The organism is Streptomyces fradiae, from assembly GCF_041270065.1.
GTDB lineage: Bacteria > Actinomycetota > Actinomycetes > Streptomycetales > Streptomycetaceae > Streptomyces.
In genome coordinates this window covers 6,707,659-6,724,714 of the sequence record NZ_CP065958.1, presented here as the reverse complement: position 1 = coordinate 6,724,714, position 17,056 = coordinate 6,707,659, and the positions used below count along the sequence as shown (strand labels likewise).

20 protein-coding genes are annotated in these 17,056 nt (G+C 73.3%); 6 read left to right on the top strand and 14 right to left on the bottom strand.

Features of this window, described 5'->3' with window-relative positions; genetic code table 11:
- Window positions 1–119: 119 nt before the first annotated feature.
- Window positions 120–1,127 carry a Gfo/Idh/MocA family oxidoreductase gene (locus JAO84_RS30485; RefSeq protein ID WP_370415712.1) on the top strand — a complete coding sequence of 336 codons (1,008 nt, stop codon included), beginning with the start codon at window positions 120–122 and terminating at the stop codon, window positions 1,125–1,127.
- Window positions 1,128–1,173: 46 nt separating this feature from the next.
- Here the strand turns inward: JAO84_RS30485 and JAO84_RS30480 are convergent, their stop codons facing one another.
- The 4 genes from JAO84_RS30480 to JAO84_RS30465 are packed head-to-tail and all read right to left on the bottom strand — an operon-like array spanning window position 1,174 to window position 4,852.
- Window positions 1,174–1,626, bottom strand: a complete 453-nt coding sequence (locus tag JAO84_RS30480) for a PaaI family thioesterase (protein ID WP_370415711.1) — start codon at window positions 1,624–1,626, stop codon at window positions 1,174–1,176.
- Window positions 1,627–1,631: 5 nt separating this feature from the next.
- Complete coding sequence (locus JAO84_RS30475; RefSeq protein WP_370415710.1) at window positions 1,632–2,813, bottom strand: cytochrome P450; 1,182 nt, start codon at window positions 2,811–2,813, stop codon at window positions 1,632–1,634.
- 9 nt (window positions 2,814–2,822) lie between these two features.
- Window positions 2,823–3,626 (bottom strand): response regulator, encoded by an 804-nt coding sequence (locus JAO84_RS30470; protein WP_370415709.1) that lies wholly within the window; start codon window positions 3,624–3,626, stop codon window positions 2,823–2,825.
- Window positions 3,623–4,852, bottom strand: coding sequence for a sensor histidine kinase (locus JAO84_RS30465; RefSeq protein ID WP_370415708.1), 1,230 nt, complete (start codon window positions 4,850–4,852; stop codon window positions 3,623–3,625). Before JAO84_RS30465 ends, JAO84_RS30470 begins: the two co-directional genes overlap by 4 nt.
- Window positions 4,853–5,019: 167 nt before the next feature.
- Here JAO84_RS30465 and JAO84_RS30460 point away from each other — a divergent pair, with 167 nt between their 5' ends.
- Window positions 5,020–5,238: a hypothetical protein gene (locus tag JAO84_RS30460; protein WP_370415707.1), complete on the top strand. Its 219-nt coding sequence runs from the start codon at window positions 5,020–5,022 to the stop codon at window positions 5,236–5,238.
- 26 nt (window positions 5,239–5,264) lie between these two features.
- Here the strand turns inward: JAO84_RS30460 and JAO84_RS30455 are convergent, their stop codons facing one another.
- Complete coding sequence (locus tag JAO84_RS30455) at window positions 5,265–6,191, bottom strand: DMT family transporter (protein WP_370415706.1); 927 nt, start codon at window positions 6,189–6,191, stop codon at window positions 5,265–5,267.
- A gap of 227 nt (window positions 6,192–6,418) precedes the next feature.
- Here JAO84_RS30455 and JAO84_RS30450 point away from each other — a divergent pair, with 227 nt between their 5' ends.
- Entirely contained in the window at window positions 6,419–7,159 is a 741-nt protein-coding gene (locus tag JAO84_RS30450) for an SDR family NAD(P)-dependent oxidoreductase (RefSeq protein WP_370415705.1), read from the top strand.
- A gap of 132 nt (window positions 7,160–7,291) precedes the next feature.
- On the opposite strand, the gene alc is transcribed toward JAO84_RS30450, so the two are convergent.
- Both alc and allB read right to left on the bottom strand, forming a co-directional pair.
- The gene (alc, locus tag JAO84_RS30445) at window positions 7,292–8,407 is read right to left on the bottom strand and encodes an allantoicase (protein WP_370415704.1); all 1,116 of its coding nucleotides are present in this window, start codon (window positions 8,405–8,407) and stop codon (window positions 7,292–7,294) included.
- Between the two features lies 1 nt (window position 8,408).
- The gene (allB, locus tag JAO84_RS30440) at window positions 8,409–9,764 is read right to left on the bottom strand and encodes an allantoinase AllB (RefSeq protein ID WP_370415703.1); all 1,356 of its coding nucleotides are present in this window, start codon (window positions 9,762–9,764) and stop codon (window positions 8,409–8,411) included.
- Between the two features lie 326 nt (window positions 9,765–10,090).
- Here allB and JAO84_RS30435 point away from each other — a divergent pair, with 326 nt between their 5' ends.
- Window positions 10,091–10,900: an IclR family transcriptional regulator gene (locus JAO84_RS30435; RefSeq protein ID WP_370415702.1), complete on the top strand. Its 810-nt coding sequence runs from the start codon at window positions 10,091–10,093 to the stop codon at window positions 10,898–10,900.
- 75 nt (window positions 10,901–10,975) lie between these two features.
- Here JAO84_RS30435 and JAO84_RS30430 read toward each other — a convergent pair whose 3' ends face one another.
- The 3 genes from JAO84_RS30430 to JAO84_RS30420 form a co-directional block, all read right to left on the bottom strand.
- Window positions 10,976–11,665, bottom strand: a complete 690-nt coding sequence (locus JAO84_RS30430) for an ABC transporter ATP-binding protein (protein ID WP_265867808.1) — start codon at window positions 11,663–11,665, stop codon at window positions 10,976–10,978.
- On the bottom strand, window positions 11,662–12,759 hold the full coding sequence (locus JAO84_RS30425) for an ABC transporter permease (protein WP_370415701.1): 1,098 nt from the start codon (window positions 12,757–12,759) through the stop codon (window positions 11,662–11,664). The genes JAO84_RS30430 and JAO84_RS30425 overlap by 4 nt, the downstream gene beginning before the upstream one ends.
- 147 nt (window positions 12,760–12,906) lie before the next feature.
- The gene (locus JAO84_RS30420) at window positions 12,907–13,377 is read right to left on the bottom strand and encodes a hypothetical protein (protein ID WP_370415700.1); all 471 of its coding nucleotides are present in this window, start codon (window positions 13,375–13,377) and stop codon (window positions 12,907–12,909) included.
- A gap of 159 nt (window positions 13,378–13,536) precedes the next feature.
- Between JAO84_RS30420 and JAO84_RS30415 the strand changes: the two genes are divergently transcribed.
- Together JAO84_RS30415 and JAO84_RS30410 are read left to right on the top strand one after the other, a co-directional pair.
- Entirely contained in the window at window positions 13,537–14,724 is a 1,188-nt protein-coding gene (locus JAO84_RS30415; protein ID WP_370415699.1) for a sensor histidine kinase, read from the top strand.
- Window positions 14,721–15,347, top strand: a complete 627-nt coding sequence (locus JAO84_RS30410) for a response regulator (RefSeq protein WP_370415698.1) — start codon at window positions 14,721–14,723, stop codon at window positions 15,345–15,347. The genes JAO84_RS30415 and JAO84_RS30410 overlap by 4 nt, the downstream gene beginning before the upstream one ends.
- Window positions 15,348–15,393: 46 nt before the next feature.
- Here the strand turns inward: JAO84_RS30410 and JAO84_RS30405 are convergent, their stop codons facing one another.
- From JAO84_RS30405 to JAO84_RS30390, 4 genes are read right to left on the bottom strand one after another with little or no spacing between them, the layout of a single operon-like run.
- Window positions 15,394–15,828: an amphi-Trp domain-containing protein gene (locus JAO84_RS30405; protein WP_370415697.1), complete on the bottom strand. Its 435-nt coding sequence runs from the start codon at window positions 15,826–15,828 to the stop codon at window positions 15,394–15,396.
- Window positions 15,825–16,277: a hypothetical protein gene (locus JAO84_RS30400; RefSeq protein WP_370415696.1), complete on the bottom strand. Its 453-nt coding sequence runs from the start codon at window positions 16,275–16,277 to the stop codon at window positions 15,825–15,827. Before JAO84_RS30400 ends, JAO84_RS30405 begins: the two co-directional genes overlap by 4 nt.
- 29 nt (window positions 16,278–16,306) lie before the next feature.
- Window positions 16,307–16,801, bottom strand: coding sequence for an SHOCT domain-containing protein (locus JAO84_RS30395; RefSeq protein WP_370415695.1), 495 nt, complete (start codon window positions 16,799–16,801; stop codon window positions 16,307–16,309).
- Between the two features lie 29 nt (window positions 16,802–16,830).
- On the bottom strand, window positions 16,831–17,028 hold the full coding sequence (locus JAO84_RS30390) for a hypothetical protein (RefSeq protein WP_265867800.1): 198 nt from the start codon (window positions 17,026–17,028) through the stop codon (window positions 16,831–16,833).
- Between the last annotated feature and the right edge of the window lie 28 nt (window positions 17,029–17,056).

Sequence of the window (17,056 nt, the reverse complement as noted above, 5' to 3'; positions counted from 1 at the left end):
ACCTGATCCGAAACAGACGGCCTACCCACGGATGAGCGATCCGAACGCGAAGGGGCGCGCGGGTCCGGTTGTCCTGGCCCTTCCTTGACACCCGCCGCGATCCGAACGACCTTGGGGCCATGCGGATCGGACTGGTCGGGACGGGACGGATCGGCGGATTCCACGCGGGAGTGCTCGCGCGGCACCCGGAGGTCGACGGTCTGGTCCTCGCGGACGCCGACCCGGCGCGGGCCGCGCGGGTGGCCGGGGCGCTCGGGGCCGAGGCGGCCCCGGACGTCGAGGCGCTGTTCGGGCATCACGCGCTGGACGCGGTGGTGATCGCCTCGGCGACGGCGGCGCACGCGGAGCTGATCGGGCGGGCCGCGGCGGCCGGGCTTCCGGCGTTCTGCGAGAAGCCCATCGCGCTGGGGATACCGGGGACGCTCGGGGCGCTGCGGGCCGTCGCGGAGGCCGGGACCGAGCTGCAGCTGGGCTTCATGCGGCGCTTCGACGCCGGGTACGGGGCGGCCCGGGAGGCCGTCGCGGAGGGGCGGCTCGGCCGGCTGCACACCGTACGGACGGCGTCCTCCGACCCGGCGCCGCCGCCCGCCGCGTATCTGCCGCTGTCCGGCGGTCTCTTCCGGGACTGCATGGTGCACGACTTCGACATGGTGCGCTGGGTGACCGGCCGGGAGGTCGTGGAGGTGTACGCGCGGGGCTCGGACGCCGGGCCCGCGATGTTCCGCGCGGCGCACGACGTGGACACGGCGGCGGCGCTGCTCACCCTGGACGACGGCACGCTGGTGACGGCGACCGCGACCCGGTGCAACGGCGCCGGTTACGACGTACGGATGGAGCTGGCCGGGGAGTTGGCGCAGCTCGCGGTGGGCCTGGACGAGCGCACCCCGCTCGAGTCGGTCGAGCCGATGGGCCCGCCGCCGCCCGGCAAGCCCTGGCCCGGCTTCCTGGAGCGGTTCGCCCCGGCGTACGAGGCGGAGCTGGACGCCTTCGTACGCCTGGTGCGCGGCGAGCGGGACAACCCGTGCGACGGCGCGGAGGCGCTGGAGGCCCTGCGCATCGCCGAGGCGTGCGAGCTGTCCCGCCGCGAGCACCGGCCGGTGCGCCTGGCGGAGATCCCGGCGTCCTGACCAGGCGTCCTGACCAGGCGTCCTGACCAGGCGTCCTGACCAGGCTTCAGGCGGAGTTCAGTACGGTCCCCTGGGCGACCGCGCACAGGGTCTCCGTGCCCTCAGTGCCCTCCGTGCCGTCCGTGTCCACGCAGAACAGGTCGCAGCGCACCACCGCCTGCCGGCGCCCGGCGTGCACCACGGTCGCGCGGGCGCGCAGTACCGCGCCGACCGCCGGGCGCACGTACTGGATGGAGAAGCCGGCGGTCAGCACCGCGGGGCCGAGGGCCGAGCCCGCCGCGAAGGTGATCGCGTTGTCGGCCGCGTACGAGAGCACGCCGCCGTGCACGAAGCCGTTCTGCTGGCGGTGCTCGTCGCGGATGTCGAGCTCCAGCGTCGCCGCACCGTCGCCGAAGGCGGCGATCCGGGCGCCGAGGAGACGGCTGAAGGGCTGGGCGTCCAGGACCTTGCGGGCGAGGTCGGCGTCGAGTTCGGCGGGCATGGGGGTCGCGGAGGTCATGGGGGTCACCATATGACCGGGAGCCGGCGGGTGCCGCGGATCAGCAGACCCGGCAGCCACTCCAACGGGCCCCCGTCGGGGTCGAGTTCCAGCCGCGGGAAGCGCTCAAGAAGCGACCGGATGGCGATCTTGCCCTCCAGGCGGGCCAGCGGGGCGCCCAGGCAGTAGTGGATGCCGTGGCCGAAGGCGAGGTGGCCGCGCGGGTCGCGGTGGACGTCGAAGCGGTCCGGGTCCGGGAAGCGGGCGGCGTCGCGGGCGCCGGCGGCGAGCCCGACGAGCACCACGGAACCGGCGGGTATCACCGTCCCGGCGATCTCCACGTCCTCGCTGGAGAAGCGGTACGTGGCGGCCTCGACCGGCCCGTCGAAGCGCAGCCCCTCCTCGATCGCCGCGTCGACGAGTCCGGGGTCGGCGCGCAGCGCGGCCAGCTGGTCGGGGTGGGTGAGCAGCAGCCGTACGGTGCTGGCGATGAGGTTGACCGTGGTCTCGTGGCCCGCGATCAGCAACAGATAGGCGAGCGCGCGGAGTTCGGGCAGCGAGAGCCGGTCGCCGTCCTCGGCGCGGGTGGCGATGAGCGCGGAGAGCAGGTCGTCCTGGGGGCCGGCGGCGCGCTTGTCCTCGATGAGTTCGTCGAGATAGCCGCCGAAGCCCTCGACGGCCTCGCGTTCGGTCATCGCGCCGGTGGGGGCGACGAGCTCGTTCGACCAGGCGCGGAACGAGTCGCGGTCGGCGGCGGGGACGCCGAGGAGTTCGCAGATGACGGTGATGGGCAGCGGGAAGGCGAAGGAGTCGACGAGGTCGGCGCGGCCCGCCGGGGCCATCGCGTCGAGGAGTTCGTCGGTGAGCTGCTGGATCCGGGGGCGCAGCGCCTCCACCCGGCGGCCGGTGAACTCGCCCGCGACGAGCTTGCGCAGCCGCGTGTGGTCGGGCGGGTCGATGCCGAGCAGGTTGGGGCCGATGACCTCGAACTCCAGCGGCACGAAGTCCATGACGACGGAGGGGTCCTTGATGAATCTCTGGTCGGCGAGGGCGGCGCGGGCCTCGTCGTAACCGACGATCAGCCAGGCGGGGATGCCCTCGGGGGTGAGGATCTCGTGGACCGGGCCTGAGGCGCGGAGCTTCGCGTAGTAGGGGTACGGGTTCGCGGTGAAGTCCGCGCCGTACTCCCGCAGATCGGTGACCGACATCGGGTCAGGCTAGTCCGCGTCCTCGCCGTCGGGGAGGTCGAGCAGTCCCGCGTCGTGGACCAACAGCGCGATCTGGACACGGTTGTTGAGGCCGAGTTTGGCCAGAATGCGTGAGACGTGGGTCTTGACGGTCGGCACGCTCATGTACAGGGTGCCGGCGATCTCGGCGTTGGAGCGGCCCTGGCCGACGCAGACGGCGACCTCGCGTTCGCGCTCGGCGAGCGCGGCGAGGCGTTCGCGGGCGAGGGCGCGGCGGGACGGCGGCCGCTCGGCGGCGGGGGTTTCCGGGGCGGGGGCGTCCGGTGCCGGGGCCGGTGTACGTCGGGCGAGCTGGCTCATCAGCTGACGGGTGACGGCCGGGGACAGGACGGGGTCACCGGCGGCGACCCGGCGGACGGCGGTGACGATCTCGGCGGGCGGGGTGTCCTTGAGGAGGAACCCGGCGGCGCCGGCCCGCAGGGCGCGCAGCACCTGCTCGTCGGCGTGGAAGGTGGTGAGCACGACGACCTCGGGCGCGCCGGGCCGGGCGCGCAGCCGCTCGGTGGCGGTGAGGCCGTCGACGCCGGGCATGCGGATGTCCATGAGGACGACGTCGGGCGCGAGCCGGTCGACGAGCTCGGGCACCTCGGCGCCGTCGGCGCCCTCGCCGACGATCTCGACGTCCTCGGCGCCGCCGAGCATGAGGGCGAGGCCGGCGCGGACGAGGGGGTCGTCGTCGACGACGAGCAGTCGGACCGGGGTCCGCTCGGACGGCGGGCCGGACGGCGGTTCGGACGGCCCGGTGGGCCCGGTGGGCGGCGGGGTGGAGGTCATGCGGGCCACGGTAGCCAGGCGTGCAGCGCGAAGCCGCCGTCGGGGGCGGGTCCGTGCTCCATCCGGCCACCGGCGAGGGTGGCGCGTTCGGTGAGGCCGATGAGGCCCTGGCCCGAGCCGGGGACGGGCGGGACGGGTCCGGTGGGGGCGGGGTTGCGGACCTCGACGGTGAGTCCGTCGCCGGGGCGGCCGCGCAGGGTGAGGGTGACCTCGGCGCCGGGGGCGTGCTTGCGGGCGTTGGTGAGGGCTTCCTGGGCGATCCGGTAGACGGTGCGGCCGGTGGCGGCGGGGACCCGGTCCGGGTCGGTGACGGTGGAGTCGAGGACGACCTTCATGCCGGCCTCGCGGACCTCGTCGACCAGGGTGTCGAGGGTGGCGAGGGTGGGCTGCGGCCGGTCCTCGGCGCCCTCGTCCGGGGAGCGGAGCACGCCGATGATCTCGCGCAGGTCCTGCAGGGCCTCGTGGGCGCTGTCCCGGATGACGCCGGCGGCGCGGGCGACCTGCTCGGGCGGGGCGTCGGGCCGGAACTCCAGGGCGCCGGCGTGCACGCTGAGCAGGGTGAGCCGGTGCGCGAGCACGTCGTGCATCTCGCGGGCGATGGCCTCGCGGGCCAGTTGCTGGGCCTGCTGGGCGCGCAGTTCGGCCTCGGCCTCGGCGCGTACGGCGCGGTCGCGCAGCGCCTCGACGAGCAGGCGGCGGGAGCGCACCAGCATGCCCCAGGCGGTGACGAGCAGCACCAGGACGACGCCGACGCCGATGTTGAGGAGGGTGGCGGTGCCGGGGTCGGGGCGGGCGAAGACCTGCGCGGTGGAGGCGGCCATGGCGAGCAGCCCGATCCAGGCGACCTGCCGGAACGGGCGGCGCACGGCGACGCTGAACAGGCTCGCGAGCAGCGCGCCGCCCGCGGTCGGCGCGACGACGCTGACCAGGGACAGCGCGACGGCGAGCCCGACCGGCCAGCGGCGGCGCAGCCAGAGCGCGACGCAGGCGAGACCGCCGACGACCTGGTCGGCGAGGGCGACGGCCTCGCTGTTGTACTGCGCGCTGGTCTCGGCGGCGAGCAGTCCGACGAGCGCGGCGAGCAGGAACAGGACGGTGTCGACGATCCAGTCGCGCACGGTGCGGCGCGGCCGCGGCCCCTCCGGCCGGTCGCCGCCGTCGCGGGCGGCCTGGACCAGATGGGAGGGGAGCAGCCAGGTGTGCTCCGGGCGGGCCGTGCGTGTCATACCGGAAATGTACGCAGGTGGGGGCCGTGGTGCGGCACGGAAGCCGCCGCGCGATACCAAAGTCGCGCGGGTCGGGACTTCGGTCGTACGAAAGGCGGTACGGCGGGTCCCGGGTCCGATACCGACGGCCGACGCGGGCGGGGCCGCCGGTGGATCATGCTCGGGACATGAAGAGGTTTCTGGAGATCACGGGCTTTCTGTTGACGGTCTTCGGCATCTGCGGGGTGCTCCGCGAGCTGACCGACGGCTGGTTCCGGCTGATGGGGGTGACCCGCTTCCTGACCGACAACGTGTGGTTCCTGGCGGACCACGCGCTGTTCGCGAACATCGTGATAGCGGCGCTCGGCTTCGCGCTGATGGTGATGTCGGACCGAGTCAGAAGCTGACCGCCGCCTGGTGGGCTGACCGCCGACTAGTGTGCGGCGCCGTCGGCGGCCCGGCGGCCCCACGCCGTTCCGGCCAGGACGAGGACCGCGCCCAGCAGGCCCACCACGCCCGGCCGGTCGCCCGCGAGCGCGATGCCGGCGGCCGCGGCCCACAGGGGTTCGGTGCCGAGGAGCAGGCTGACCCGGGACGGGGAGGTGCGGCGCACGGCCCACATCTGCACGAAGAAGGCGAAGAGCGTGCAGAAGACGGAGAGGAAGAGCAGGCCCGCCCACTCGCCGGGGCCGAAGTCCGCGGCCGCCGCCCACGGCGAGGCACCGGTGCCGGGCGCGGCGGCCAGGACCGCGAAGACGGCGACGGCGGCGCCCAGTTGGACCGTGGTGAGGGAGAGCGAGTCGGCGCTCCGTACGGCCTTGATCCGGGACATCGCGAGCACGTGCACGGTACGGGCGAGGGCCGCGAGCAGCATCAGCAGGTCGCCGAGGCTGGGCGCGGTGAAGCCTCCGCCCTGGGTCAGCAGGATCACGCCGGTCACCGAGAGCGCGGCGGCGGCCAGGAAGGCGCGGGACGGCCGGGTGCGGGTGACGGCCGCCTCGGCGAGCGGCGTGAGGATCATGGTGAGGCTGATGATCAGACCCGCGTTGGTGGCGGAGGTGTGGACGACTCCGTACGTCTCCAGGAGGAAGATCCCGGCGAGGATCAGGCCGAGGACGGCGGCCCCGCGCCACTGCGCGGCGTTCAGCGCCCGCAGCCGGCGCCGGCCCGCGGCCACCAGGACCGGCAGCACCACGGCGAAGCGCAGAACAAGGACGGCGAGCACGGTGTGGGCGGTGGTGATGCCCTTCGCCGCGAGATAGCTGGCGCCCCAGACCACCGCGACGAGCAGGACGGGCAGGTCGGTGAGCCAGGCGCGGCGCGGGGCGTCGAGGGGCAGCGGGGCGGCGAGGGACGACATCCGGTCTCCAACTCTGGGGGTGCGGTGGAGACTTCGGCGGCTCGCACACGGGGCGGGGGGATCACCGTACCGGCGCGCGGCCGGTGGTGGCTACACGTTTCCCCCGGCCGGCTCCCCCTCGGCTCGGCGTCCGATTCCCGCCAGCACCTCAGCCGCCGCCCGCCTTTGATTGAACTCGCAACGAGATGCGGTACGACACCGCGTCACCGAGGTACGAGGAGTTCGAGATGTCCACGTTGAACGGCAAGGCGGTCCTGGTCACCGGAGGCAGCCGGGGCATCGGCGCGGCGACCGCCGTCCGGCTGGCCGAGGAGGGCGCGCACGTCGCCTTCACGTACGTACGGGAGGAGGAGCGGGCGCGGGCGGTCGCGGCCCGGATCGAGGCGACGGGCGGCAAGGCGCTGCCGCTGCGCGCGGACGCGGCCGACGCCGGGGACGCGGCGGGGGCGGTGGAGTGGGCGGCGGACGCGCTCGGCCGGCTCGACGTCCTTGTGAACAACGTGGGCGTCGGGGTGCTCGGCCCGCTTGAGCAGCTGTCGCTCGCCGAGGTGGACCGGGTCCTCGCGGTGAACGTCCGCGCGACCTTCCTGGCCTCCCAGGCGGCGGCCGCCCGCATGACGGACGGCGGCCGGATCATCACCATCGGCACCTGCATGACGAAGCGGGTGCCGGGGCCGGGCGGCACGCTGTACGCGACCAGCAAGTCGGCCCTCGTCGGCCTGACGAAGGCGCTGGCGCGCGAGCTGGGCGACCGGGGCATCACGGCGAACCTGGTCCACCCGGGCCCGGTCGACACCGACATGAACCCGGCGGACGGCCCGTACGCGTCGGGCCAGGCGGCGATGACGGCCCTGGGCCGCTTCGGCACGCCCGACGAGGTCGCGGCGACGGTGGCCTTCCTGGCCGGCCCGGGCGCTGCGTACGTGACGGGCGCCGAGTTCTCGGTGGACGGCGGCCACGCGGCCTGACCCGGCACCCCACGGACCGGCGAACCGAGCCGCAAAAAAAAGAAAGGCGAGGGCGCACCGGTGCTGTCGGGCCGGTGCGCCCTCGTGCCGGGCGGGGTGTCGTACCCGCCCAGATCATGTGACCGGGTGGCGTCAGCCGCCCAGTTCCTGGTGGCGGGCGGTCAGCCGCGCCGTGCCCGCATCGGTGAGCGAGCCGAAGAGACGGAGGCGGGAGATGCCGCCGTCGGGGTAGATGTCGATCCGGACCCGGGAGCCGACGGCCGGCGCGTCGAGGACGAAGCGGTGGTTGGTGTCGGGCTGGAGGCGGGTCCGGGGCAGGATCTCGGTCCAGTCCTCGGAGTCCTCGGCGGCGACGGAGAGCGCGGCCCAGCCGGCGCTGTTGCCCTTGAGGTACGCGGTGTCGATCTCGACGGCGCGGATCTCGGCCTCGGCGGCGAGGCTGTAGCGGATCCAGTCGTTGCCCTTGTCGCGGCGGCGGCGGGTCTCCCAGCCGTCGTCCATCTTGCGGGAGCGGCCGGGCTGGATGGTGTTGGTGGCCGGGGAGTAGAAGCGGTCGGAGGCGTCCTCGACCTGGCCGCCGTTCTCCAGGGCCGCGAGGTCGAAGGTGCCGAGCACACCGAGCCACTCGGGGTCGGGGGCGACCTCGCCGTACACGCGGAGCCGGGCGATGCCGCCGTCGGGGTGCTGGTTGACGCGGAGGTGGGTGAAGCGCTGCTCGACGTCGACGGCGAAGCCGTTGGCGGCGTGGCCGCCGATGGCGGTGCGCGGCACGAGGGTCGTCCACTTGACGTCGTCGGCGAGCAGCTCCTCGGGCGAGGGCGAACCGGCGACGGAGGCGGCCTCCACCGACACGGCCTGCGGGTAGTTGCCGCGGAAGTGCGCGGTGTCGACGACGAGGCCGCGGATGACGCCGGGGGCGCCCAGGCGCACGAGGGCCCAGTCGTGGTCGTCCTCGGTGGGGTGGGGCTGCGCGGCGGAGACGCCGCGACGGCGGCGGGTCTCCCAGCCGTCCATGATCTTGCCCTTGTGGCCGAAGTGCTCGGGGTCGAACTCGGCGGCCTCGGGCTTGAGCAGGTTCTCCCGCTCGGCGAAGAACTCGTCGTTGGCGGCGACGACGCCGGCGCCGAGGCGCCGGTCGGCGAGGTCGGCGTACTGCGTGAAGGGGAAGTCGGCCGTGCGGTAGTCGGCGTAGGGGTCACCGCCGCCGTAGGGGCTCGCGTCTCCGGTGAAGCTGGGTATGACGGACACGTCAGTTGTTCCTTTCGAGGAGACGGCCGGTGGGCTCGGCGAGGGTGCCCTGGTGCTGGATCCGCTCACCGCGGAGCCAGGCGGAGGTGACGACGCCGTGGAGGGTCTTGCCGGCGTAGGCGGTGACGCGGTTGCGGTGCTGGAGTTCGGCGGGGTCGACGGTGAAGGTGGCGTCGGGGTCGAGGACGGCGAAGTCGGCGTCCCGGCCCGGCTCGATCGCACCCTTGCGGGCCAGTCCGGCGAGCTTGGCCGGGTTGGTTGACATCCAGCGTGCGAGGTCGGTGAGGTCGTGGCCGCGGCGGCGGGCCTCGGTCCAGATCGCGGGCAGCCCGAGCTGGAGCGAGGAGATCCCGCCCCACGCGGACGCGAAGTCCCCGGTCTTCAGATCAGCCGTCGACGGGGAGTGGTCGGAGACGATGCAGTCGATCGTCCCGTCCGCCAGCCCCTCCCACAGGGCGTCCTGGTTGACCGCCTCACGGATCGGCGGGCAGCACTTGAACTCGGTCGCCCCGTCCGGGATCTCCTCCGCGGTCAGGGTGAGGAAGTGCGGACACGACTCCACGGTGATCTTCACGCCCTCGGCCTTGGCGGCGGCGATCAGCGGCAGCGCGTCCGACGACGACAGATGCAGCACGTGGACGCGGGCGGCGAGGCGGCGGGCCTGGTCGATGAGGTTCTGGATCGCGGTGTTCTCCGCGATGCGGGGCCGGGAGGCGAGGAAGTCGGCATACTTCGCGCCCGGCTTCTGCGGGGCGGCGTCGAGCTCGTGGGGGTCCTCGGCGTGGACGATCATCAGCCCGTCGAACCCGGCGATCTCCGCCAGCGACGCGGCGAGCTGTTCCTGGTCGAGCTGCGGGAACTCCTCCACCCCGGAGGGGGAGAGGAAGCACTTGAAGCCGAAGACGCCGGCGTCGTGCAGGGGCCGCAGGTCCTTGACGTTGTCCGGCAGCGCGCCACCCCAGAACCCGGTGTCGACATGCGCCTTCGGTCGAGCGGTGTCCTGCTTGATCCGCAGGTGCTCCACCGTCGTGGTCGGCGGGAGGGAATTCAGGGGCATGTCGAGGAGGGTGGTGATGCCGCCGGCCGCGGCGGCACGCGTCGCGGTGTAGAAGCCCTCCCACTCCGTCCGACCCGGGTCGTTGACGTGGACGTGGGTGTCGACCAGGCCGGGCAGGATCACGTCGTCGCCGACGTCCTCCAACCGGGCGCCGGCCGGGACCTCGGCGTCGTAGGGCCACACGGCCGCGATCGTCCCGCCCGCAACGGCGATCGACGCCGCACGCGTCCCCTCGGGCGTGATCACCCGCGTCGAACGCAGGACCAGGTTGACGTCCACCCGTACCCCTTCTCCTCGCATCCGCTTCCGCGGAACCAAAAATTCAACGAACTGTTGAAGGAGTCTGCGTGCGTGACGACATGCCGTCAAGAGCACGTTTCCAGGATCGCCCGGCGCGACCCGGCCTCGCGAGGGCCGATTGGACGTTTCCATGAAGTGGAATGGAAATTTCGTACAGTAGAACGTAGCTCCGTACATGCGGGGCGCATCAGGAGCCCGCGAGGCAGCCGCCGACCTGGGACAAACACCCCCCTGACCGGCCCGGACGCCGAGACCTGGGCCGTGTGTCCGGCTCGGCGGCCCGGTAGGCTGCTGCCTTGCCCGCCTGCCCCGAAAGGACCGTTGCCGTGCCGACGTCCAGCGCCAGCACCACCGACGCCGCGAAACCCGCCGCCGCGAGCGGTGGCGTCCAGTCCCTCGAGCGTGCCTTCGATCTCCTCGAGCGGATGGCCGACGCCGGCGGCGAGGTCGGGCTCAGCGAGCTCTCCGCCAGCAGCGGCCTGCCGCTGCCCACCATCCACCGCCTCATGCGCACCCTGGTCGCCTGCGGCTACGTCCGCCAGCAGCCCAACCGCCGGTACGCCCTGGGCCCGCGCCTGATCCGGCTCGGCGAGTCCGCCTCCCGGCTGCTCGGCACCTGGGCCCGCCCGTACCTGGCGCGGCTGGTGGAGGAGACCGGCGAGACGGCGAACATGGCTCTGCTCGACGGCGACGAGATCGTCTACGTCGCCCAGGTGCCCTCCAAGCACTCCATGCGCATGTTCACCGAGGTCGGCCGCCGGGTGCTGCCGCACTCCACCGGCGTGGGCAAGGCGCTGCTCGCCGACACCCCGGCCGACGAGGTGCGCGCGCTGCTCGCCCGTACCGGCATGCCCGCCGCCACCGAGAAGACCATCACCACGCCCGAGGGCTTCCTGGAGGCCCTGGCGGCGGTCCGCGAGACGGGGTACGCGGTCGACGACAACGAGCAGGAGATAGGAGTCCGCTGCCTCGCGGTGCCGGTGCCCGACTCCCCCACCGCGGCGGCCATCTCCATCTCGGGCCCGGCGGGCCGCGTCACCGAGGCCGCCACCGAGAAGATCGTCCCGATCCTGCAGCAGGTCGCCCAGGAGCTGTCGGCGGCCCTGGTGAACACGGCGGGCAACGGCCAGGCCTAGGGCCTGTCCGGCGGTACGAAGAAGGGCGCCCGGAGCATCTCTGCTCCGGGCGCCCTTCTTCGTACCGCGGCTCGGTCACACGGCCGCGGGCGCCGTCTCCTCCGTCAGCCGCCCGTCCTGCACCGTCACCACCCGGTCCGCGCGCCCCAGGTGCGCCCGGTCGTGGGTGACGAGCACCGTGGCGGTGCCGCGCTCGGCGGTCAGACCGGCGAGGAGCTCCATGACGGCCGCGCCCCGCTCGTGGTCCAGGGCGCTGGTGGGCTCGTCGACCAGGAGCACGGAGGGCTCGTTCATCAGCGCCCGGGCGATGTTGACGCGCTGGCGCTGGCCGCCGGAGAGCTGGTGCGGGCGCCGGTGCGCCTGTTCGGCGAGGCCCACGGCGTCGAGGAGTCCGGCGGCCCGGTCCCGTACCGCCCGGCTCGTACGGCCGGACAGGTGCCCCATGACCTGGAGCTGTTCGAGCGCGGTGAGCGAGGGCAGCAGATTGGGCTGCTGGAAGACGATGCCGATGCGGTCGCGGCGCAGCTCGGCGCGGGCCGCCGGGCCGAGCGGGCCGGTCTCGGTGCCGGCCACGACGACCCGGCCGCTGTCCGGGGTGACCAGGGTGGCGGCCACGGCGAGCAGGCTGGACTTGCCGGAGCCGGAGGGGCCGACGACGGCGGTCAGGGTGCCGGCCGGCACGTCGAGGGAGACGGCGTCGAGGGCGGTGAGCCGGCCGTCGCCGTCGGGGTAGGTCAGGGTCACGTCTGCGAGCAGCAGGCTCATCGGGCACTCCCGAGGGCGGTCAGGGGGTCGACGGCGGTGATCCGCCGGATGGACAGGGCCGCGCCGAGCGCACCGAGCACGATCATCACGGCGGCCGGGCCGAGCACGGTCAGCGGCTGGAGCACGAAGGGCACGTCGCCGCCGCTGATGAGCGCGCCGATGCCGGTGGCGAGCCCGGTGCCGAGCAGGGTGCCGGCGGTGAGCATGACCAGGGCCTGCCCGAGGGCGTCCTTCAGGAGGTACGGGGTGGAGGCGCCGAGCGCCTTGAGGACGGCCACGTCGGCGCTGCGCTGGATGGTCCAGACGGTGAAGAAGGCTCCTATGACGAGCGCGGAGATGACGAAGAGGAAGCCGCGCATCAGCTGGAGCGAGCCGTTCTCGGCCTGGTAGGACCCTATGGCGCCGAGGGCCTCGTCGGGCATCTTCGCCGAGGTCTTCAGCTCCGCGTCGCCGGCCGCCCAGTCGACGGTGGTGCCGGAGGCGGTCAGGGCGATGACGGTGGCCTGCTCCTCGGGCGTGGTGCCGCTGTGGCCGAGCTTCTGCCAGTCGGTGAGGGAGGTCCAGACGACGGGGGTGTGGCTGTACGAGGCGTCCCCGGCGACCGCCGCGACGGTGGCGTCCAAGGTGCCGAGCCGCACCGCGTCCCCGGCCCCGACGCCCAGCTCCTCGGCCGCCGACTCGGACAGGATCACCCGGCCCGGGCCGAGCTTCGCCCCGGCGCCGCTCTCCGGCGCGAGACCCGAGCCCGGCTCCGTACCGAAGGCGGAGAGGGCGGCGGTGCGGTCGCCGGCCGCCGCGTTGAGGGTGCGGATGCCGAGCGGCGCGGCGCCGTCGACGCCGGGGCGGGAGGCCCAGGCGCGCCACTGGGACTCGGTGACGGTCGAATTGGTGAAGGAGACCGACTGGCCGGCGGGCGGGGCGGCGAAGGCCAGCCGGTCCGCCGGGAGGCCGGTGATCGCCGAGATGTTCTCGCGTGCGAGCCCGGCGGTCAGTCCCGAAAGAAGTCCGACGAGCAGCGTGATCAGCACGATCACGGTGCCCATCAGGGTGAAACGCCCCTTGGCGAATCTCAGGTCTCTCCATGCCACGAACATGGGACCCAGACTGCTCGGCGAACGTGCCCCCGGGCATCGCGCCACGGATGGCTCCGTCATCAAACTTTCGGTTGACCGGCCGGAAGGGGTCCGCCCGGTCTCCGCCCGCCACTCGATCGACACCTCGACGACTACGTGAGTCGACGCCTACTTGATCAGTGCGTTGGCGACGGCGATCGCCAGACCGATCGTCGCGTCGGCGAGACCCACGAGCACGGCCGAGGTGCGCCGGTAGCCGGATTTCAGCGCGACGAAGGTGCCCCAGCCGCCGAGCAGCAGGGTGTTGAGGGCGAGACCGGCCGTGCTGACCGGGCCTTCGCTCCAATCCGCCGCCCCGGCGAGCAGCAGGAGCGCCACGGTGGGCAGGACGGCGACCACCAGCGGCCACTCGTCGCCCAGCGCGGTGAACAGGCGTCGCCAGCGCACGGCGGCGCTGCCGGTGCGATGGACGGCCATGTGGTGCGCGTATCCGTGCACCAGGCCGGCGGCGACCGCCGTGACCAGGATCCACAGCGCGTCGTAGACCGGCGTGAAGCGTTCGCCCTCGCTCTGCAGCGCCGCGAGCAGCGCGCTGGCCAGCACGGTCCCGTAAATTCCGCCGAACATCCGGTTTTCCATGATTTCGCACCGTACGGCAGATCTGTCCGGCGCCCGAATCGGCCCGTTATCTCCGGCTTACGCGAGACATGACGGGTGTGGGGGCGTGACTGTTTCCAACTTTCGGTTGAGTCCGGATTGTCCGGACCGGTCTCCGGGGCCGCCTACGCTGGACGGGTCATGGATCCGCGTCACCTCACCCCCGCCCTCCGCGCCCTGCGGCTCTGCCTCCACCTGCTGATGGCGGGCCTGCTCGTGCTCGCCGCGCTGCGCGCGCACACCGCCGCCGGAGTGGCGGCGGCCGTCGTCACCGGCGTCGTCTACGCGGCGGGCTCGTTCCTGCCCGCCGTACGGGAGTCGCAGCGGGCCGCCGCGGTGTGGCTGGGCACGCTGTGCCTGGCGTGGCTGGTGCTGCTCTGGGTGACGCCGGACGGGCTGTGGATCGCCTTCCCCCTGTACTTCCTCCAGCTGCACCTGCTGCCGGTGCGCTGGTCGCTGCCGGCCGTCGGCCTGACGGCGGGCGCCGCGATCCTGTCGTACGTGCGGCACGGCGCCGCGCTCAACCCGGGCGTCTTCATCGGGCCGCTGCTCGGCGCGGCGGTCGCGGTGGCGACGGTGCTCGGCTACCAGGCCCTGTACCGGGAGAGCGAGCGGCGCCGGCGGATGGTCGAGGAGCTGATCGCCACCCGGGCCGAGCTCGCGGCGGCCGAGCGGCACGCGGGAACCCTCGCCGAGCGGGAACGGCTCGCCCGGGAGATCCACGACACCCTGGCCCAGGGCCTGTCCTCGATCCAACTGCTGCTGCGGGCCGCCGAGCGGGCGCTGCCGGAGGGCTCGCCGGCCGCCGGGCACATCGACGCGGCTCGGCGGGCCGCCCAGGACAACCTGGCGGAGGCGCGCCGCTTCGTCCGCGCGCTCACGCCGCCCGATCTGGAGCACGGTTCGCTGGCCGGGGCACTTGAGCGGCTGTGCGGGACGGCCGGTCCGGACGGCCCGCGCGTGCGGTTCTCCGTGAGCGGCACGCCGGTGGAGCTGCCCACCCCGTACGAGGTGGCACTGCTGCGGATCGCGCAGTCGGCGCTCGCGAACACGGTCCGGCACTCCGCAGCCTCACGGGCCGAGATCACGCTGTCCTTCATGGGCGGCTCGGTGACCCTGGACGTGGTGGACGACGGCAAGGGGTTCGACCCGGGCGCGCTGCGGGCCGTACGCCCCTCCTCCGAGGGCGGCTTCGGGCTGCCGGCGATGCGCTCGCGCGCGGAGTCGCTCGGCGGTTCCTTCACCGTCGAGTCCGCCCCCGGCCAGGGCGCCGCCGTCGCCGTCTCCCTCCCCCTGCCCCTCACCCTCCCCGCTGGAGCCGACGCATGACCGTCCGACTGCTGCTCGCCGACGACCACCCGGTGGTACGGGCCGGGCTGCGCGCCGTCCTCGACACGGAGCCCGACTTCGCCGTGGTCGCGGAGGCGGCGACCGCCGAGCGTGCGGTCGAGCTGGCCGCCGCCGGGGGCGTGGACGTGGTCCTGATGGACCTGCAGTTCGGCGCGGGGATGCACGGCTCGGAGGCGACGGCGGCGATCACCGCCGTACCGGGCGCGCCGCGGGTCCTCGTCCTGACCACGTACGACTCGGACGCGGACATCCTGGCGGCGGTGGAGGCGGGGGCCTCGGGCTATCTCCTCAAGGACGCCCCGCCGGAGGAGCTGGCGGCGGCGGTACGGACGGCGGCGGCCGGCCAGTCGGCGCTCGCCCCGGCGGTGGCGCACCGGCTGATGGACCGGATGCGCACCCCGGCGGAGGCGCTGACCCGGCGCGAGCTGGAGGTGCTCCAGCTGGTCGGCGAGGGTCTGTCGAACCAGCAGATCAGCAAGGCGCTGTTCCTGAGCCAGGCGACGGTGAAGTCCCATCTGGTGCACATCTTCGCCAAGCTGGGCGTGGACTCGCGCACGGCGGCGGTGGCGACGGCGACGGCCCGGCGGCTGATCCGGCGCTGAAGCGTCCGGACCGGCGGCCGGGCCGTGGGGCCGTGGCCCCGCAGGGTCACCGTGCGGCGCGGGCGCGTCTGGCCCGGCGCTTGGCGCGCTTGCCCTTGCCCTTGCCCTTCGGTTTCGCGGAGGTGCTCTTGGGCTTGGCGGACGCGGCCTTCGGCTTCGGGGCCTTGTCCTTGGGCTTCGCGGCCTTCGGCTTGTCCTCCTTCGGCTTGTCCTCTTTCGCCTCGGCGGGCGGGGGCGCGGGGGCGGCGGACTCGCCGCCCGTTCGCCATTTCAGTTCGAGCTCCATCTCGATCTCGTCGCCGTCGACCTCGATCTCGACCTCGGTGCGGAAGCCTTCGGGGACCTTCAGGCTCAGCGTTCCCCCACCGAAGGCCAGCTCGGCCTCCTCGCCCTTCTTGAACGCCTTGGCGAGCGAGGCCAGCAGGTCCGCCGCCTCCTCGTGGCTCAGCGAACGCTTCTGCTCGAACTTCAGGTCGTTCACGACAGGCTCCCGCCGGAGGCGGCGCCGGTGTCGTCCTTGCGGCTGACGCACAGGGCCCAGATGACGAATCCGGACATCGCGATCATGATGACGGACCACACCGGGTAGTACGGCAGCGAGAGGAAGTTGGCGATGATGACGAGCCCGGCGATGGCCACGCCGAGGACGCGTGCCCAGGTCTGGGTCATGAACAGTCCGGCGCTCACGAGCACGGCGACGATGCCGAGCCCGAGATGGACCCAGCCCCACCCGGTCAGGTCGAACTGGAAGACGTAGTTGGGCGTGGTGACGAAGACCTCGTCCTCGGCGATCGCCATGATGCCGCGGAAGATGGCGAGCAGCCCCGCCAGGCCGAGCATGACGGCGGCGAAGGCCGTCAGCCCCTCGGCCCAGGCGTAGCTGGCCGAACTCTTCCGTGACGTGTGGGTGGAGGCGTGTGCGGTGGCCATCTCGGTTCTCCTTTCCGTCCTCCCGTGACTCAGCTACGGGAGGCGCCGCCGGTGTCTGCCGTGGTCGTGGACGCGGACGCGGACCCCGACGGGGCGTCGTCGCCCAGGACCAGTGCCTTGGCCCGGCGGAACTCCTCTTCGGTGATGTCGCCGCGGGTCCGGAGTTCGGAGAGCCTGGCGAGTTCGTCGGCGTGGCTGCGGGCGGCGCCGCCTCCGGCGCCACCGCCGGAGGCGGTCTCACGGACGTAGTCGTCGAACGCCTTCTGCTGCGCGCGGGCGTGCCGGAGCTCCCGGCCGCCCATGGACTTGCCGCGGGCGATGACGTACACGAGCACGCCCAGGAAGGGCAGCAGGATCACGAACGCCAGCCAGCCGGCCTTGCCCCAGCCGCCCATGTCGTCGTCGCGGAAGATGTCGACGATGATCCGGAAGAGCAGGATGAACCAGAGGATCCACAGGAAGAGCCACAGCATGGTCCAGAAGGCGCCCAGCAGCGGATAGTCGTAGGCGAGATACGTGCCCATCTCTTGCTCCGTTCCGAATCGTCTCCCCGTCACTCGGGCAGGCGGCGCAGTTCCACCACGTGCAGTCCGAGCGACTGGAAGCGGGCCAGCAGTCCGTAGAGGTGCGCCTCGTCCAGGACGGGGCCGTACAGCACCGACTCGTGCGAGATCACCACGTGCTCCAGTTCGGGGAACGCGCTGATCAGCGGCTCCGACATGTGCCCGTCGACGCGGATCTCGTACTGCATACGGCGATCGTGCGCCGCGCGGGGTGTC

Excerpts from the sequence above, each read along its gene's own strand:
- JAO84_RS30470 (WP_370415709.1), bottom strand. The coding sequence starts at position 3,626 with ATGACCTCCACCCCGCCGCCCACCGGGCCCACCGGGCCGTCCGAACCG.
- JAO84_RS30390 (WP_265867800.1), bottom strand. The coding sequence starts at position 17,028 with ATGCAGTACGAGATCCGCGTCGACGGGCACATGTCGGAGCCGCTGATC.
- JAO84_RS30425 (WP_370415701.1), bottom strand. The coding sequence starts at position 12,759 with ATGTTCGTGGCATGGAGAGACCTGAGATTCGCCAAGGGGCGTTTCACC.
- JAO84_RS30400 (WP_370415696.1), bottom strand. The coding sequence starts at position 16,277 with ATGGCCACCGCACACGCCTCCACCCACACGTCACGGAAGAGTTCGGCC.
- JAO84_RS30455 (WP_370415706.1), bottom strand. The coding sequence starts at position 6,191 with ATGTCGTCCCTCGCCGCCCCGCTGCCCCTCGACGCCCCGCGCCGCGCC.
- JAO84_RS30485 (WP_370415712.1), top strand. The coding sequence starts at position 120 with ATGCGGATCGGACTGGTCGGGACGGGACGGATCGGCGGATTCCACGCG.
- JAO84_RS30465 (WP_370415708.1), bottom strand. The coding sequence starts at position 4,852 with ATGACACGCACGGCCCGCCCGGAGCACACCTGGCTGCTCCCCTCCCAT.
- JAO84_RS30450 (WP_370415705.1), top strand. The coding sequence starts at position 6,419 with ATGTCCACGTTGAACGGCAAGGCGGTCCTGGTCACCGGAGGCAGCCGG.
- JAO84_RS30395 (WP_370415695.1), bottom strand. The coding sequence starts at position 16,801 with ATGGGCACGTATCTCGCCTACGACTATCCGCTGCTGGGCGCCTTCTGG.
- JAO84_RS30415 (WP_370415699.1), top strand. The coding sequence starts at position 13,537 with ATGGATCCGCGTCACCTCACCCCCGCCCTCCGCGCCCTGCGGCTCTGC.
- JAO84_RS30460 (WP_370415707.1), top strand. The coding sequence starts at position 5,020 with ATGAAGAGGTTTCTGGAGATCACGGGCTTTCTGTTGACGGTCTTCGGC.
- JAO84_RS30430 (WP_265867808.1), bottom strand. The coding sequence starts at position 11,665 with ATGAGCCTGCTGCTCGCAGACGTGACCCTGACCTACCCCGACGGCGAC.
- JAO84_RS30420 (WP_370415700.1), bottom strand. The coding sequence starts at position 13,377 with ATGGAAAACCGGATGTTCGGCGGAATTTACGGGACCGTGCTGGCCAGC.
- JAO84_RS30475 (WP_370415710.1), bottom strand. The coding sequence starts at position 2,813 with ATGTCGGTCACCGATCTGCGGGAGTACGGCGCGGACTTCACCGCGAAC.
- JAO84_RS30480 (WP_370415711.1), bottom strand. The coding sequence starts at position 1,626 with ATGACCTCCGCGACCCCCATGCCCGCCGAACTCGACGCCGACCTCGCC.
- allB (WP_370415703.1), bottom strand. The coding sequence starts at position 9,764 with ATGCGAGGAGAAGGGGTACGGGTGGACGTCAACCTGGTCCTGCGTTCG.
- JAO84_RS30410 (WP_370415698.1), top strand. The coding sequence starts at position 14,721 with ATGACCGTCCGACTGCTGCTCGCCGACGACCACCCGGTGGTACGGGCC.